Source organism: Okeania sp. SIO2F4 (genome assembly GCF_010672385.1).
In the GTDB taxonomy this organism is placed as follows: Bacteria; Cyanobacteriota; Cyanobacteriia; order Cyanobacteriales; family Microcoleaceae; genus Trichodesmium.
This window is the reverse complement of sequence record NZ_JAAHGT010000122.1, coordinates 1-15,769: the sequence shown is the minus strand read 5'-3', so window position 1 is coordinate 15,769 and position 15,769 is coordinate 1. Positions and strand designations below refer to the sequence as shown.

Annotated in this window: 15 protein-coding genes; 10 read left to right on the top strand and 5 right to left on the bottom strand. The window is 33.3% G+C overall.

The genetic code is table 11. From position 1 onward, the window contains the following. The first annotated feature begins 320 nt into the window (after positions 1-320). Positions 321-1,502, top strand: a complete 1,182-nt coding sequence (bioF, locus tag F6K22_RS10475; RefSeq protein ID WP_293096801.1) for an 8-amino-7-oxononanoate synthase — start codon at positions 321-323, stop codon at positions 1,500-1,502. Between the two features lie 458 nt (positions 1,503-1,960). On the opposite strand, the gene F6K22_RS10470 is transcribed toward bioF, so the two are convergent. From F6K22_RS10470 to F6K22_RS10460, 3 genes are all read right to left on the bottom strand, one after another. Then, positions 1,961-2,788, bottom strand: a complete 828-nt coding sequence (locus F6K22_RS10470) for an alpha/beta fold hydrolase (RefSeq protein ID WP_293096799.1) — start codon at positions 2,786-2,788, stop codon at positions 1,961-1,963. Between the two features lie 1,048 nt (positions 2,789-3,836). After that, a complete protein-coding gene (locus F6K22_RS10465) occupies positions 3,837-4,289 on the bottom strand; it encodes an NUDIX domain-containing protein (RefSeq protein ID WP_293096807.1) in 453 nt (150 codons plus the stop codon). 1,738 nt (positions 4,290-6,027) lie between these two features. After that, positions 6,028-6,363, bottom strand: coding sequence for a ribbon-helix-helix domain-containing protein (locus tag F6K22_RS10460; RefSeq protein WP_293096796.1), 336 nt, complete (start codon positions 6,361-6,363; stop codon positions 6,028-6,030). Between the two features lie 97 nt (positions 6,364-6,460). Here F6K22_RS10460 and F6K22_RS10455 point away from each other — a divergent pair, with 97 nt between their 5' ends. Beyond that, on the top strand, positions 6,461-6,709 hold the full coding sequence (locus F6K22_RS10455) for a hypothetical protein (RefSeq protein WP_293096794.1): 249 nt from the start codon (positions 6,461-6,463) through the stop codon (positions 6,707-6,709). Between the two features lie 278 nt (positions 6,710-6,987). Then, positions 6,988-7,881, top strand: a complete 894-nt coding sequence (locus F6K22_RS10450; protein ID WP_293096792.1) for an RNA-guided endonuclease InsQ/TnpB family protein — start codon at positions 6,988-6,990, stop codon at positions 7,879-7,881. 51 nt (positions 7,882-7,932) lie between these two features. On the opposite strand, the gene F6K22_RS10445 is transcribed toward F6K22_RS10450, so the two are convergent. Next, positions 7,933-8,115, bottom strand: a complete 183-nt coding sequence (locus F6K22_RS10445) for a hypothetical protein (RefSeq protein WP_293096789.1) — start codon at positions 8,113-8,115, stop codon at positions 7,933-7,935. 224 nt (positions 8,116-8,339) lie between these two features. On the opposite strand from F6K22_RS10445, the gene F6K22_RS10440 reads away from it, so the two are divergent. The 4 genes from F6K22_RS10440 to F6K22_RS10430 all read left to right on the top strand — a co-directional run bounded on the left by F6K22_RS10440 (position 8,340) and on the right by F6K22_RS10430 (position 11,570). After that, on the top strand, positions 8,340-8,855 hold the full coding sequence (locus F6K22_RS10440; protein WP_293096805.1) for an HNH endonuclease: 516 nt from the start codon (positions 8,340-8,342) through the stop codon (positions 8,853-8,855). A gap of 357 nt (positions 8,856-9,212) precedes the next feature. Then, positions 9,213-9,614 carry an alr0857 family protein gene (locus tag F6K22_RS10435; protein ID WP_293096787.1) on the top strand — a complete coding sequence of 134 codons (402 nt, stop codon included), beginning with the start codon at positions 9,213-9,215 and terminating at the stop codon, positions 9,612-9,614. A 1,316-nt stretch (positions 9,615-10,930) separates the two neighbouring features. After that, positions 10,931-11,164 (top strand): hypothetical protein, encoded by a 234-nt coding sequence (locus tag F6K22_RS41905; protein WP_363273273.1) that lies wholly within the window; start codon positions 10,931-10,933, stop codon positions 11,162-11,164. Then, a complete protein-coding gene (locus F6K22_RS10430) occupies positions 11,133-11,570 on the top strand; it encodes a hypothetical protein (RefSeq protein ID WP_363273271.1) in 438 nt (145 codons plus the stop codon). The genes F6K22_RS41905 and F6K22_RS10430 overlap by 32 nt, the downstream gene beginning before the upstream one ends. A 984-nt stretch (positions 11,571-12,554) precedes the next feature. Here the strand turns inward: F6K22_RS10430 and F6K22_RS10425 are convergent. Then, the gene (locus F6K22_RS10425) at positions 12,555-12,959 is read right to left on the bottom strand and encodes a hypothetical protein (RefSeq protein WP_293096785.1); all 405 of its coding nucleotides are present in this window, start codon (positions 12,957-12,959) and stop codon (positions 12,555-12,557) included. Between the two features lie 196 nt (positions 12,960-13,155). Between F6K22_RS10425 and F6K22_RS10420 the strand changes: the two genes are divergently transcribed. The 3 genes from F6K22_RS10420 to F6K22_RS10410 all read left to right on the top strand — a co-directional run bounded on the left by F6K22_RS10420 (position 13,156) and on the right by F6K22_RS10410 (position 15,195). Next, positions 13,156-14,355 carry a helix-turn-helix domain-containing protein gene (locus F6K22_RS10420; RefSeq protein WP_293096782.1) on the top strand — a complete coding sequence of 400 codons (1,200 nt, stop codon included), beginning with the start codon at positions 13,156-13,158 and terminating at the stop codon, positions 14,353-14,355. 27 nt (positions 14,356-14,382) lie between these two features. Next, the gene (locus F6K22_RS10415) at positions 14,383-14,532 is read left to right on the top strand and encodes a hypothetical protein (protein WP_293096780.1); all 150 of its coding nucleotides are present in this window, start codon (positions 14,383-14,385) and stop codon (positions 14,530-14,532) included. 417 nt (positions 14,533-14,949) lie between these two features. Next, on the top strand, positions 14,950-15,195 hold the full coding sequence (locus tag F6K22_RS10410) for an element excision factor XisH family protein (RefSeq protein WP_293096803.1): 246 nt from the start codon (positions 14,950-14,952) through the stop codon (positions 15,193-15,195). Positions 15,196-15,769 lie beyond the last annotated feature (574 nt).

Genomic DNA, 15,769 nt, shown 5'->3' with positions numbered 1-15,769 from the left:
CATCAAAGAAGTATTACCTGTATACTAGCAGTAGGGGTGTGGAACACTATACGATCGTCCCTATCAATTATCAGTTAATGGAGGCGGACTTCTCTCAAAATTTATGAAATGGGGGAGGCTTTGAACCAAGATATTTAATTAATAATTATTAATTATTGAATGTACTTCATAGTTGTGGGAATTTATATATATTGTTCAATAAATATAAAACTTGTGTACCTAACAACAATCAGAAACACTATAGTCTGATAAAAATCATATTTTTGCTGAAAAATAATATATAAATAACGATTCAATATCATTAAAATAAATCAGAAAAAATGCAAAGTAATCCCTATAGTTGGATAGAGTCATCCCTATCAACAATACATAAAGCAAACTGGTATCGTTCGGTCAAAACTATTGAAAGTATTCCCGGTGCAATAATTAAATTAGAAGGAAAAAAACTAATAAATTTTGCCAGTAATGATTATTTAGGATTAGCAGGAGATAAGCGTTTAATTGCAGCAGCTATCGAAGCTACAAAAGAATTTGGTACGGGTAGTACAGGCTCCCGTTTATTAACAGGTCATCGAGAAATACATCAGGAATTAGAACAAGAAATATCTAAATTAAAACAAACAGAAGCAGCATTAGTATTTAGTTCAGGATATTTAGCAAATATAGGTGTAATATCTTCAGTAGTCAGTCAACGTGACTTGATTTTCTCAGACAAATATAATCATTCTAGCCTCAAAAATGGAGCTATTCTTAGTGGTGCAAAAATTGTCGAATATAATCATAACAATATTGAAGATTTGGAAAATAAACTAGAACAAGAACGAGAAAATTATCGTCGCAGTTTAATAATTACAGATAGTGTTTTTAGTATGGATGGCGATTTATGTAAATTGCCATTCTTATTAGATTTAGCAGCAAAATATAATAGTATGCTCTTAGTAGATGAAGCTCATGCAACAGGAGTATTTGGAATTAATGGAGGAGGTTGTGTTGAATATTTTAATTGCACAGGAAAAGAATTAATTCAAATTGGTACTTTGAGCAAAGCATTAGGAAGTTTAGGTGGCTATGTTGCTGGCTCAAAAAAATTAATAGAATTTCTCAGAAATAGAGCGCCGAGTTGGATATATACAACAGGTTTAACTCCTGGGGATACTGCTGCTGCTTTAACAGCCGTAAACATTATTAAAAAAGAGCCAGAACGTCGTGTTAAACTATGGCAAAATGTGGAGACTCTAAGAAATTTATTAGAAACAGAAAATCAGCTTTTTTGCAGAGGGAAAAAAATCTCGAATTATGAATCACCAATTATTTGTTTTCCTTTAAAGAATGCAACTGAAGCATTAATAGTAGGAGAAAAGTTAAAAAAAACAGGAATATTTGCTCCTGCTATTCGCCCCCCCACTGTTAATACCAGTCGCATTCGCATTTCATTAATGGCTACCCACGAAACAATCCATCTTCATAAATTAGTAGCAGCATTAATTAATTTTAATAAGTGAGAAATAAGGGGGGTGGAAAGAGAGCATAGGGAATGGAGGAGAAGTTGAATATCTGGTCTATTTTTCTTAGGTGGGAAAGATTGACAACTTAGGGACTTCCAAATAAAAAATTATCCCATGACAACCAGAAAATAGTCGGGAAATATTGACTAAAATATATCTAGTTTTCCTAGAGTAAGAACTTTTCTTCTTAGTCATAAAATTAAATTCATCCCATTCCTATCTATCAGTAAATCTCAAAAAGGGAATAGTTAGAGATTCGCAAGTAGGAGGAAGACAAGAAGACACAACTATTGGAACCACAAAATAGTCGGGAAATATTGACTAAAATATATCTAGTTTTCCTAGAGTAAGAACTTTTCTTCTTAGCCATAAAATTAAATTCATCCCATTCCCCCAAACCTTAATACGTTGTTGACAAACACTCTATAATTTTAAACACCTACCTATTTAAACAACTATGATAAATTATATTCGTTGCTCAAAAAATCCAGAATTTTTTGTACTACTATATCTGGCATTTGTTCAGGTAAATTATCCTGACCAGAATTAATTAAATTAAGTTTAGCCATCGGCAATAAATCAGTATAGTATTTACTCATAGATAGAGCAATATCTGTATCTTTATAACCTTGTAAAATCAACGTTACTACTTTTAAAAAAGCTAAATTTTCTGCTAATAATTCAGCTTTTATTTCTGCCCACCTTCGCTGGAATAAAATTTTATTTCCTGTTGAATTAAGCAGAAATTTTTGTCTTATTTGTAGTAGTTGCTTGACCTTACCATGAATACCTAGTAGCCTAGCAAAAGGATATATTAATCGCAAAATCAAACACAAAAAAGAAGGTCTCGGAGCTAACCAACGAAACAATTGCCAACGTAGTTTTACATCAGGAATATCAATTCCTTCAGGAGATAATAAAATTAAACCCAATAATTTATCTGAATATTTAAGAGCATAACTGGCAGCTATCCAACCTCCGAGAGAGTGACCAACTAAATATACCTTCTCTAAGTTTAAAGCAGCTATATATTCAGCCAAAGATTCTACCATTTCACTAATTGAGTAATGAGTAGAAGAAAATTGCGACTCACTAAATCCAGGTAAATCTGGTGCAAAACAATGATAATTTAGACTCAATTCCTCCATAATTGATAACCACTGACTACTGTCATACCAAGTTCCATGTAGAAAAATTATATAATTTGAACCAGTACCAATTTCACGCCAAAATAATAGCCCACTAGACAAATTGACACGAGAATTAAGCCATACAAAGTGCATAAATATTCAATTGGAAAATTTCACAGATATCTCATACCATTTCACGGAAGTTAAAAGCGAGTGCGTAATTCTGAGATTTCCATTTCCTGCGGAAACGCTCCGCGAACAGAATGTAAGACGCACATCTGACACTCAAAACTCAAAATTAATATCAATTTGAAAAAAGAATGTTACGCATAATAAGAGGAATTAAAATACTTTACATGAAATGTTCCTTTGAGTAAACAGAGAAGATAAATGGTAATAAATGGTATTTAAGCTATTCATTCTGACTCCTGTACGTAGGCAATCTGATGGCTACCCTACCTGATTCCTAAAAAAAGCCTAACTATTTGTAGCAAACATTTATAATGCTTAGTATTATACCATGCATGAAAAAATAATGTAATGAATAAAAAGGATAATTGAAAGACTTTACATGAAATGTCTCTTTGACTAAAAACAGAAACTCTACTCTAAATAAATGACATTTAAGCTATTTATTCTGAATCCTAACTCCTAGAAATAGGCTAACTATTTATAGCAAACATTTGGTATTAGGTATTGGTGAAAGACGTTCAGTATAAAGTAGTTGTCAAACTAAACATAAATGACTGATAAATGGTAGAATATAAATTTTTTTATTTAATTAATAAATATCTGCAAACAACTTTGTTATCAGGTAAGAGAATAGGTAACCATTCAACTCTTAGCAGTCAGCGCTTCAGCAAATAATGAATAATTTTTTCTCAGGTTAAAGGAGGGTACTTTGAGCGCTAATAGCTGATGGTTGAATGGTTACGAAAATAGAATTACAGCACTTTGCCCGGATAGTGAGGTACAGTTTATTAATTCTCTGTTGCCTGTTGCCTTCTGGAACTGTTGCCTAAAGTTCTAAAGTTTTGTACCTCACCAACTCCGAAACTGCTGTAATTAATTAGAGAAATATTTAAGCTAAAGCTGATAGTTGAATGGTTACGAGAATAGAATTAATTAATTAGAGAAATATTTAAGCTAAAGCTGATGGTTGAATGGTTACGAGAATAGAATTAATTAATTAGAGAAATATTTAAGCTAAAATTGTCAAACCACTCAAATAATCCTTTAATTGTCGATCATAGTCATAACTAAGATCCTCTGGTAAAGATGTAGGTTCAAAAGCTTGAACATGACTAATCTCTAAGGTGTCTTTAACATCCATATTTCCCCGAACATCAGCTTCCACCAGAATATTAATAGAATGTACTCTTGGGTCTCGATCGGGTGCAGAATATACTCCCACCAATCGACGAATTTTTACTAATTCTAACCCTGTTTCTTCAAATAACTCCCTTTTCGCGGTAGTCGAAACATCTTCGCCCCATTCAACCATACCTCCTGGTAGAGCGTATTGATTACTGTCGCGGCGACGAACTAAAACTATTCGGCCATCAGGTAAAATAGGAACTATACTGGTACCCGTAAGAGGATGGCGGAATATTAAGCCAAGTACAGTTTGTCCAACTTGCCATAATCTACGCATAGGCTTAGGTATTAAAGCTAAAATAGAAAGCACTTTCAGTAATTATTTTTATATTTATAGCCAACAAAAATTTAATTTTTCAACTTAGATTAAATTCTAAATTAATGATGTTTTTTAGTAAGCATTCAGCTATCATCTATGAGCTTCTCAGACATGATAAATTATTGCCTTTGAAGGAGGAATAAATATGGCAAGATTGAGCGATAATTAAAAGTTACTATCAAAGCATATTAAGTAGAGCATGGTAAATTTTGTACGCTATGTATCAAATTTTAAATTAGCTAAAAAATCACTTACCCAATAATTAATAATTATTAATTATTCAGGTTAAAAGCCAACCCTTTCAAGGAGAAAAAAATTCCTAGGATATTTCCTTATATTCAATTCCGTTACAGTTTTAACCAGAGGTAATTATCCATTATCCATTATCCATTAATGAAATAACTAGCTTAAAGCGTTTGATGGCTAAATATGCAACGTCTTTTTTTTAGCTTACTCTACTTATGAATAAGAATTACAGAACTTTTGAGGATAGTGAGGTACAGTTTAATACTAATCTCTATTCCCTATTCCCTATTCCCTAAACTCGTAAAACTTTGTACCTCATCAACTCCAAAACTGCTGTAAATAAAGTCCAGAATTTTTTTGAAAGAAGTCAGATGATATGAAGTTTAGGCAATTTAACTTGTCTAGATAATAAAATCCTCATTCCTTAGCTAATTTTCCCTATTAATTCAAAAGCTTTTGCTGCAGTATCCTCCAGTAAAAGCTATTTGCCCAGGATGACTAAAGAAAAGCCAATTGCTAATACTTCAATACTTACGTGATTTAAACTAATTAGGGCTTACTGATTAAATATACAAGCATTTACATTCTAATGGTTTGAGAAACTAATGGTCTAGAAAAAGTACCAGCTTTTGTGTTGATAAAGCTGAAAAATTAAGCATTTTGGAGTAACGCGAGGCAGAAAATTTAAGTGGCTATGATGAACGACTACCTCTTCTACAACTCCCTGCTCCTCCTAATTCTTAACTACTCCCTACTCCCTCCGACCTACTCCCTACCTCAACAAAAAGACTTTTGAGCGCAAACCCTAATTAATTATAAGTCAAACACAACTAAGTTATAGTCTTGTTTTCCTTTAGTTACAGTTCAATCTATATAATAGATCATATTTTTCTCCACAGTATCATATCTAGTCCAATTCAGATACTGTCTTTCCTAAAATCAAAAAATGGCTGAAGTTTCTTTTGTCGAACAGTTATGGCGAGGGCAATTTTTCAGTCAATATTTCCAACATAAAAGCAAGTCAAAACCTTGACAATTTTAATAATGTAGGTGAAGCAAATTATCATCAAAAGCTTCGTAGAACATTGGACATATTATTATATCCCGATCAATTTCTAGTTAATCAATTTTTGACAATCCCGTATCAGTTTTTATTGGGTTGCACTGCCAGTTAACCCAACCTAATGCTTTGTCAAGCCTTAAATGTTGGTTTAGGATTTTCCAGAAAAACCAATATTTAACCTTGATTTTGCCATTTTTATATGACCTTACTTTAAGCTTGACACCCCACTACTTTAAAGTTAGCAATAGAAAGATAAAATCAACTTTCGACTTTTGCATTTTGACTTTTATTCTGGTGATGGGCAAACAAGCAAATAAATAAATTTGGGCGTCGTCATCTTTTACACTTCTTGATTGCCCATTGCCCATCACCAACAGTTAATTGTAGTTAATCTTCTAGACTATCTATACTGAGGGGTACCATATCACCATTATTCGTAAGTCCTAATAACATTCCTTCACTTGGTCGTATCACTTTGCCAGTAAGTACACATCGTTCCTCTTGTTGAGCTGTTGCAGGTAGACTAGCTCGAATATCCGAATTGGACAACTGTGGCTGATAATCGCCAGACTTTTGCTGGACATAAGTCCAGAGGATATCTCGAATTAGAGCTTGATAGCCTTTATTATTGGCCAGTTTTTTCAGTCTATCCTTTAGCTCTTTTTCCAGACGAATGCTGGTAACTTCCATATCAGTAGTTGAGGTTTTGGGAATTGTGTACATGATTTTTTTTCTCCTTAAAATTTAGGTAGACATCTCTGTAATATTAGTGTAGTATAAAAAAGGTTAGATTTGAAACCAACTTTTTGAGAGCCTTCTTGTGAAATTTTTATTTATCCAAGCCATCGATCGGTCAAACAGCAACCTATTCAAGTGTTGTGCGACTACTTCATGGTTAAGTTTGGGAAAAATCTTATGTGATGGAAGAGATTTTGCCATTGATTATGGAGGCTTAGGACTAATCGAAAAAATTCATCACATTTTTCAGATTGAATGGCTAAATATCAGGTCAAATCAATTAGGAAGGGGAAGGTACAGACCGAAAATATCTGTACATAACTCAGACTAAAAGGTATAAATATCTTTTTTCTAGCCCCCGCTTCCGAATAAACAGAAGCAGGGGCTGTTAGTTTTAGATAGGATCGGGAAATAAAGAAATAAAAGTGAATTTTTGAATTTGGACAATCAATTGAGAAACCAGTCCCTATACAAAATCTAAAATTTTAAATTAGGAGCTGATTGCTAGTATCAATCTGGTGGCAATTTCAGGTAATAACTGACACTCAAAATGGGGATTTTTTTTACTTGACAAAAAAATAGTTGACAATGTGGTTGGAGGTGATTTGATTGTACGCCAAAAAACTTGAATTAAAACTCAGTAACCAAGAGCGCTCAAAAATGGCTCAATGTGCTGCTTATGCTCGTTTCGTTTACAACTATGGCCTCAGTATGGTTAATGGAACTTCTGGCATGACCAAAGTTAACAAGTGTGGTCAGAAAGTTAGCTTGAGTTACTCATTACGCATTTTAGAAGCAAAAAAAGTTTTTACTAACTATGTCAAAAAGCAACCAGAATATGCTTGGATAAATAATTATTCATCTCGCATTTATCAAAGTGCTTTTCAACATCTAGGTGAAGCATTTAAACGGTATAAAGAAGGCATCAGTAAATATCCTAAATTAAAAAGGAAAAAAGACCGACAATCTTTTACGGTTTATGACGGTAATGGAAAAGTTAAAATTAACCCTGGTAAAAAAATTAAAATACCAACATTAGGGACTTTTCGATTATGGGAATCAATTCCTTACACCACAGCAAGTCAGACTTTTACTATTAGTAGAACAGCGGAAAAATGGTTTGTTAGTTTTAGTATTGAAACGTCTTTGTTGCCAGCTCATTCCCTATTAGATGAGCGTAGTGAAGAAACTTTTGGTATAGATGTTGGGGTCAAACAATTTGCAAGTATAGGGAACCTAGAATTGGGGGAAAACGCTCTGGTAAGTCTCCCAGGCTCTATTAAACTAGAGCAATTAAAAATAGCTAAATTTCAATGGCGCAATAGGAATAAACAACTAGGAGGTCAAGGTAAACCACCTTCAAAAAATGGGATTAAATATTACAAAAAACTCGCGAAGTACCATGGTCGTGTGAAGAACCTGCGTAGGGATTTCATAGAGAAAACTACTACAAATTTAGCTAGTAAAGTTAAGCACGTCTGCGCGCGAAAGTTTAAATGTTAAAGGCATGATGCAAAATGGTAAATTAGCGGCATCAATAGCAAGGCTTGGGTTTTATGAATTTAGACAACGATTAACAACCAAAATCGTTGGTTCTGGTGGGACAGTAGTGCTGTAGGGACGTTGCATGCAACGTCCATACTGACCAGTGGTTTCCATCATCGAAAACTTGTCATAATTGCGGTCATATTCATCAAGAATTAAAGCTAAAAGACCGCACCGGGGAATTGTCCTCACTGTAGAATGAGAATAGACCGGGACTTGAATGCGGCGCTGGTGTTATCTCAGTATGGGGAAGTTAATCAATAAGCGTAGGGTAGGCATGACCCGAATTTACGCTTGTGAACTGGAAGAGGGCGGCCTCCCAGGTTGAAGCAAGAAACAAACATCTTTGACTGGCATTACCAGGTTTTACCTAGTGAATGCCGGAATTGTATAGGTATTGTATAGCAGGTAAAGCAGTGACCAGTATGACTCAAGTATTAAACCAATCTGTAGTAGTATTTTCTCAGAATTACCTACCCATGACCCGCGTAAATATCAAGCGGGCGATCGCTCTGTTGGTGACTGGTAAAGCTGAACCTCTAGATTTTGATAATGGAAGTGGCTGGCCTGTGCGTTCTCCTAGTTTGGTTTTGTATGTGCCTGAACAAATTCGCTTAACGATGGCCTCCCAAGAACGAGTGTGGAAAGTTCCTCCGGTCAACCGAAGGGAAGTATTAAAGCGAGATCATCATCGTTGTCAATATTGTGGCACTACTAAACGTTTAACCTTAGATCATGTTATTCCTCGCTCGAAAGGTGGTAAACATAGTTGGGATAATGTAGTTACAGCTTGCGAGAGGTGCAATGCTTTTAAAGGTAGTCGTACTCCCACTGAAGCAGGGATGAAATTATTACATCAACCGAAAACACCAATACATCCGACTATTGCATTTGCTGAACAGTTCTGGCGCGAACGGCAACACGAGGTTTAGAAGTTCCTATTTTTTTTGCAGCAGAAGACCTGAAAAGTTGCTTATAAGTTTCGTTAGTTCTAGTGAAGTAACTAGAGCTAAATTTTGATGCCGTTATTTGAGAAGAGAATGGCAAGGAAATTCTTCTATAGCAGGGAATAGGGAACAGGGAACAGGGAACAGTTGAAAAAAACATTTCCTAGTCTAAGATTTATCATCAGTCTATGTCCTAACCAAATTCTTTCTTAGCTATAGATGCCAGATGTTGTAAACAAAACTAATTTCAATAACTGCAAAGAGTTTTGAGTTTTGAGTTATAGATTAATTACTCAATAACATCCGAAGCTCTTCACATTAAAAAAGGAGAGACCACCGGGAATGCTAAAGTTGACTTATACTGAATCTGGCTTTTATATGGAGCGTTTAGCTCAATCTCCCGAACAGTTGGTAGCACTGCGGGTAATGTTGGCTATGCGAGTTGGTCAAAAAATTGTAGTTGAACCAAGTTCTGCAGCTTTTTTGCTACCTGCAAGTTTACCTGAGTTGTCGATGCTAGAGGTAGCTGTACAGAAGGAGGGTGGAGAAGATATTGCCCTTTGTGTTGCTGATGATGAATTTGTGGAAGTTAGTTTAGGAGGAAGTTGGATTACAGTAGATCCAGAACAAGAAAATGGAATTTTTCTTACTACCTTGAGCGATCGGATTGAGTTGTTACTTTTGAAGTTATGGCAAGCAACTGAGGCGAATGCGTCAGTGAGTCAGGAAGCAAATGATTGGTAAAATTGTAAATAGGCAATATATATAAGTAAGAATGTAGGGATGTTCGATGGAACTTCCCTACAAGAATTTCAGGCAATATTTATTTGTTGGAGATGTCTTTTCTACTTTAGGACTTATCCAAATAAACTTGCTTGCTACAAGAAGCTTATGTTTGAACAATAGACATCTATCTGGATAACTGGGTTTCTGGGTTCGGGTGGGTAAGTTCTGTATTTGTTAAATTGAGCGATCGCTAGCCAAAATATTTAACCTCTAAGACTAAATCTGAAAAAGTAATCCTATAGTTGGAGACTAGGAAAAGTAACCATGAAAAGAACTAAAGTTAGTGAATATCAAGGATTGATTCCAGCAAATAATATTTAGAAATAGAAAATCAAAATATAGCAATTCCCAAGAAGCGTGAAGTACAAAATTCTTTGGTTTTAGGCAATAGGGAACACTTAACTGGGAACGGGGAATAGAATACAAATAAAGATAGGTGTACCTCATTAGGCTGAGAAACCCTATATAGTAAATTTTTTGATAATTGGTATTAGAGGTAGTACCAAAATTTCCTCTTTTTTGTCACCAATGCGATCGCTAATCATCCAAAAGTAGTTTGAAATTAAAAATTAGATAAGAGGCACAAACTATATATTTAACTTATCACGTCAGCCATTAAAATTGTTTATTTTAATCAAACAAGCTCCGATTTTCCCCAAATTATTACAAAATATTTCACGCACTTGCGTTATTTCAAGCATTTGTATCATAATATGTACATAAGGTATTGTGCCAATGTTGTATTTAAAAGTAAAAAAATCTGTTTGGAAAAAGCTAAAACCAAGTATTTACGTTAATATCATCCTAAGTCTTCACATTTTTTGCCAAGGTGAATAACCTCAAAACGATAAATTTTAGATGAGTAGAAATGCTTAAGTAATTATGGCTATTGACAGATAACTTGTTATAGGGTAAAAAAATTGCTTTTCCAGATTGAAATAGAATATTTTAGGAATGGTCAAAAATAATAGAATCGATTTAGAAATCTGAAATTGAAAGTAGTTTGTAGTAAAAAAATAATCTTACTTGAGTTGTCAAATACTGTAGATTTCCTAGAATAAATTTTTTGATGAGATTTTTCTAACTTTTTCCTTCTTCCTTCTTGCTTAAATTTTTTTCTCAGAGCGATCGCCAATCAAAATATCTCAAGTCAAATTACAAAGGCGATTATGAAAAATTATAAATCTGAAATCTGCTCGAATATAAGAAGTTTAAGTGGGTAGAATAAATTTATTTATGAGATTTTTCCAATTTATTTTTTATTGCTTCATGCCATGTCTTACAGTGAATTTTCTCTCTCACAATTAGAATCTGAATTTAATCTGATAGTTCAGGAACGAGTAGATTTATTCAAGTCGATAGAATCTGTAAATCCTAGTGATTTACTGAAAGAAATTTTAGCTGAAAATATTCCTTTAGCATTAGAAATAGATACAGAAAAAGCGCGTTTCCTGACGGAATGCTCCGCAAACAGAATTGATTGTTTCTCCAATTATTGTGGAACTTAGAAAATACTTTAATCGCCAGATTAGTTTGTTTTCTGGAACAGAGTTTAATGTGGATAAAAGCAAGGGATTAACGGGAAGATGTGATTTTATAATTAGTTATTCTCCGAAACAGTTAGAAGTGACTGCTCCTGTAGTGACAATTGTTGAAGCAAAAAACGATAATATTAAATCTGGATTGTCTCAATGTATAGCAGAAATGGTAGCAGCTCAGTTGTTTAACCAACAAAAAAACAATCAAATTTCTTGTGTTTATGGAATTGTGACAACTGGTAGTAATTGGAAGTTTTTAAGGTTGATAGAAAATCAAGTTGAAATTGAAGCGGGTGAGCATTTTATTGGGAACTTAGAATCTCTGTTTGGAATTTTAATTTATATCATTAAAGAGGGAGTAGGGAGTAGGGAGTAGGGAGTAGGGGAAAATATATTGATAATTACAGAATTTCAGATTTTTGGTTTTGAGTGTTCCAGGAGAAAACAAATCTTTGAAGAATGAAGAATTATCGGTTGTTTTGAACAAAGTTTGAGTAAGACTTATCCATAGGAGTCACCTAATAAAAATTAGAAAAATGTGGGGTTTCGGTTCCTCAACCTAACCTACGGAATTTCAGATTTTTGGTTTTGAGTGTTCCAGGAGAAAACAAATCTTTGAAGAATGAAGAATTATCGGTTATTTTGAACAAAGTTTGAGCAAGACTTATCCATAGGAGTCACCTAATAAAAATTAGAAAAATGTGGGGTTTCGGTTCCTTAACCCAACCTACAGAATTTCAGATTTTTGGTTTTGAGTGTTCCAGGAGAAAACAAATCTTTGAAGAATGAAGAATTATCGGTTATTTTGAACAAAGTTTGAGCAAGACCTATCCATAGGAGTCACCTAATAAAAACTCTAAAAATGTTTTGAGCAAGACCTATCCATAGGAGTCACCTAATAAAAACTCTAAAAATGTGAGGTTTCGGTTCCTTAACCCAACCTACAGAATTTCAGATTTTTGGTTTTGAGTGTTCCAGGAGAAAACAAATCTTTGAAGAATGAAGAATTATCGGTTATTTTGAACAAAGTTTGAGCAAGACCTATCCATAGGAGTCACCTAATAAAAACTCTAAAAATGTGAGGTTTCGGTTCCTCAACCTAACCTAATGTGGGGTTTGCGTTCCTCAACCTAACCTAGGGAATTTCAGATTTTTGGTTTTGAGTGTTCCAGGAGAAAACAAATCTTTGAAGAATGAAGAATTATCCGTTGTTAAAAAGAAACTTTGAGTAAGATTTATCCATCAGAATAACCTCAGAAAAATTAGCAAAATATGGGGTTTCTGTAAGAATAAACTCAGAAAAATGTTGGGTTTCGATTCCTCAACCCAACCTACAATATTTAAGATTTTTGGTTCTAACTTAGTCTTTACCAAAATAGTCACAAGATAGGTAAAATCTGCTTCTACTGGCGATATTTTCAGCAACTTTTCTGCGACCTTTAGCTTCCCCAGCATCTCTAGCTTCTTGAATTTTTTCCTCTGTTAAACCTCCTTGCTTGGCTCTAATTTCAGTAAGTTCTAAGTTTTGGCGTTCAGCCTCAATTTTATTTTGTCTCCTTTGATATTCCTCGTCATTCTCGTTATTAGGATAAGGTTTTTCATATTCACAATAGTAAACTGCTGATGCCAATTCTACTTTTTTCAAAAGCTCTTGCTCTTTCTTCTCACTTTGCATATTTCCAATACTTTCACATGATGAAGAGGAAAGAATTACCCCGACTAAAACAGATATCTTGACAATATTGAATTTATTTACGCTATACATAAAAGCAATTTTGATAGATGAATTTGGCTTAACTTTTCTTCCAGTATAATCTTTTGTCTCCAGGCACAGTTAACGTAAAATATCCTATTAAATCTTATGTTTTATAGACGAATACTAATATTAAAGTCTGAAAATGTCGTGAATTGCCGTGTGAAATTAAGTTATAATACCTGAAACTTAACTATATCTGGAGTTTATGACTATTGCAGAGGTATTACAATTAGCAGATCGGTTAGTTTTCGAGGGAACTGGTAAACATTTAGACGATCTTCAACAGGTAGTTATTCAAGGAGTATGGCAGGGAAAAAGTTATAGTCAAATTGGGGAAGAATGTCATCGTAGTGAGAGTCGAGTTAGGGATGTGGGTTATAGATTATGGCAAATTTTATCGGAGCAGTTAGGAGAAGATATTAATAAAAATAATTTTCGCTCAACGATAGAAAGATTATTTATAAATTCATCGTTTATTAATTTGTTTAATCATAAAAATCATCACCATATTTTTAATTTCTGTTCGCCGATATCTGAGCAACCACAACAACAACCAGATATTGAAAATAAAGTTGACTCTATATCCTGCTATGAAGATTTAGGAATAGCACCTAAAATTAATTTGTTTTATGGCAGAAACGAAGAGCTGAAAATTATCTATGATTGGATATTTTTACAAAAAGCTCGTTTGATTAGTGTTTTAGGATTAAGTGGAATTGGTAAAACAACATTAGTGAAAAGATTCGTCGATCTAAACAGTAAATCTTTTGATGTTCTGATGTGGAAAAGTTTAAAATTTCCCCAACCGTTAAATTTGCTTTTAACTGAAATATTCAAAGATTTTTCTCTGGGAAATGATAGTGTCAATCTTAATGAAGAAACCTGGAGAAAGTTTTTTAATATTTTACGCCAGAAAAAATGCTTAATTGTCTTGGATGACGTTCAGAATATTTTTACAGAAAAACAATTTGCAGGGAAGTATCAATCAGAATATAGAGATTACAAAACATTCTTGAAAATGATGACTGAGATTGAACATCAAAGCTGTTTAATTTTAGTCAGTCAAGAGAAATCTCAAGAAATGAAATCTTTAAATGAGGAATTATATCCAATTAAAGTTTTAGAGTTAACAGGTTTATACGAAACAGAGCTTTTGAAAAATCAAGGTTTAGAGAATCCAGAATCTTGGTCTACCTTAATCAAACTCTATGAAGGAAATCCTTTATATTTACAGAATATAGCCGATTTAATTAAAGATGTATTTCAAGGTGATGTTTTGAGTTTTGTCGAGCAGGACGAATTGATTTTAACAGAAGATTTGAAAGATATATTTAATTCATTATTCGATAAATTATCGAATGTCGAACAAAAAATTATTGTGGAAATGACTCAACAAAACCAATAATTTTCCATAGAGACTTTAAAAGAACATTTGTATTTATCATCCACAGATTTGATTAATGGTTTACAATCTTTATCCAGACGATATATTTTACAAACAACTCCTCAAAATAAAAAAATGTTTCAACTTTCTCCAGTCTTTCAAGAATATCTTAAACAAGGTAATAATTTTCATCCATGACAAAACTCTATTTACACGAATTAATTTGACCTTTAAGAATTCAAATTTCCCAATAAATAATTTATTAATATGATCGACTAAACTTTCTTAATTTCCAGTTTTGTCTGTTGAGTTATGCTCTTGGAGTATAGCTACCTAATTATAACTAAAAATTTCTCAGGATAACTATCATAATGCCACCTCGTGATTATGATGATAATACTGTTAAGATTGCTATTCAAAAAGACAGATAGAAAATCACTTATGAGCCTTATCGTCTTAAATTAGTTAAGGGGTAATTTCAGTTATCAGTACCTCTGCCACTCACCCAGAGGCTTGAAATAATGAAATTTATTTTTTTCATCTCCTTAAAAGGGGAGGCACATACCCTCTTTTTTTAGTAAAAATTTATTTGTCTATCTAGGTGCATAACGTCTAATTGTTGTAGAAAAAGGATTAGAAAAAATTGCTATTGAAGTCAAAAGCTTTCGCAATGCTTCAGAAATTAAGGATTTAGAACAAGCTCTTGGTCAATTCGTATTGTATGAACATCTTTTAAATCGTTACGAACCTGAACGAAAATTATATTTAGCTATTCCAGAAGAAGTACGTCAATCAGTTTTTGAAGAAGAGGCTGAAATAGTATTAATAGAAGATCGAATATTACTAATGGATAATGGATAATTAATTCCTTTTGGTGTAATAACTCCAGTGTAAACATTCAGCTATTAGCACTCAGCAAGAGCGCAAATAAGGAATAATTCCTTCTCAGGTTAAAGGAGCATATTTTAGTAGTAATTTTTAGTTCTCCTTGAAGACTAATTTCTTCTTCCAAGATAATGAGATAATGAATTAATATAGCAATTCCGAAAGTTATGAAGTAGAGTTTTTTTTCTTCTTTTCTATTCCCTCAAACCTAAATTTTTTTACCTCACCAGTATAGGAATTTCTATAACTGATAGCTGATAGCTGACAGCTGAATGCTTACACTCCAGTTAAGGAGAAAAAAATAAATAAGCACTGCTTCTCAATTTCCAATTCTCGGTTTTCATTGGGGTAATTATCCATTATCAATTAATTTTGTAGATGTCTATTCTTAAAACTTTTTATTCTAAAAATCGGGTTTCTTTGTGTAAGTCCTATTAACAAAATTAAAGTTCATCACTAATAACTAATAACTGAATTAACTCATCCCTGATAATACTCTCCTCTATTTTTGAGACTAAACCTTTGCTTTAAGTCTTTTTAAAACTGGTTT

Bases quoted from the DNA above. Each gene is read 5' to 3' on its own strand.
- F6K22_RS10435 (WP_293096787.1), top strand. From the start codon at position 9,213: ATGCTAAAGTTGACTTATACTGAATCTGGCTTTTATATGGAGCGTTTA.
- F6K22_RS10425 (WP_293096785.1), bottom strand. From the start codon at position 12,959: ATGTATAGCGTAAATAAATTCAATATTGTCAAGATATCTGTTTTAGTC.
- F6K22_RS10470 (WP_293096799.1), bottom strand. From the start codon at position 2,788: ATGCACTTTGTATGGCTTAATTCTCGTGTCAATTTGTCTAGTGGGCTA.
- F6K22_RS10460 (WP_293096796.1), bottom strand. From the start codon at position 6,363: ATGTACACAATTCCCAAAACCTCAACTACTGATATGGAAGTTACCAGC.
- bioF (WP_293096801.1), top strand. From the start codon at position 321: ATGCAAAGTAATCCCTATAGTTGGATAGAGTCATCCCTATCAACAATA.
- F6K22_RS41905 (WP_363273273.1), top strand. From the start codon at position 10,931: ATGTCTTACAGTGAATTTTCTCTCTCACAATTAGAATCTGAATTTAAT.
- F6K22_RS10420 (WP_293096782.1), top strand. From the start codon at position 13,156: ATGACTATTGCAGAGGTATTACAATTAGCAGATCGGTTAGTTTTCGAG.
- F6K22_RS10465 (WP_293096807.1), bottom strand. From the start codon at position 4,289: ATGCGTAGATTATGGCAAGTTGGACAAACTGTACTTGGCTTAATATTC.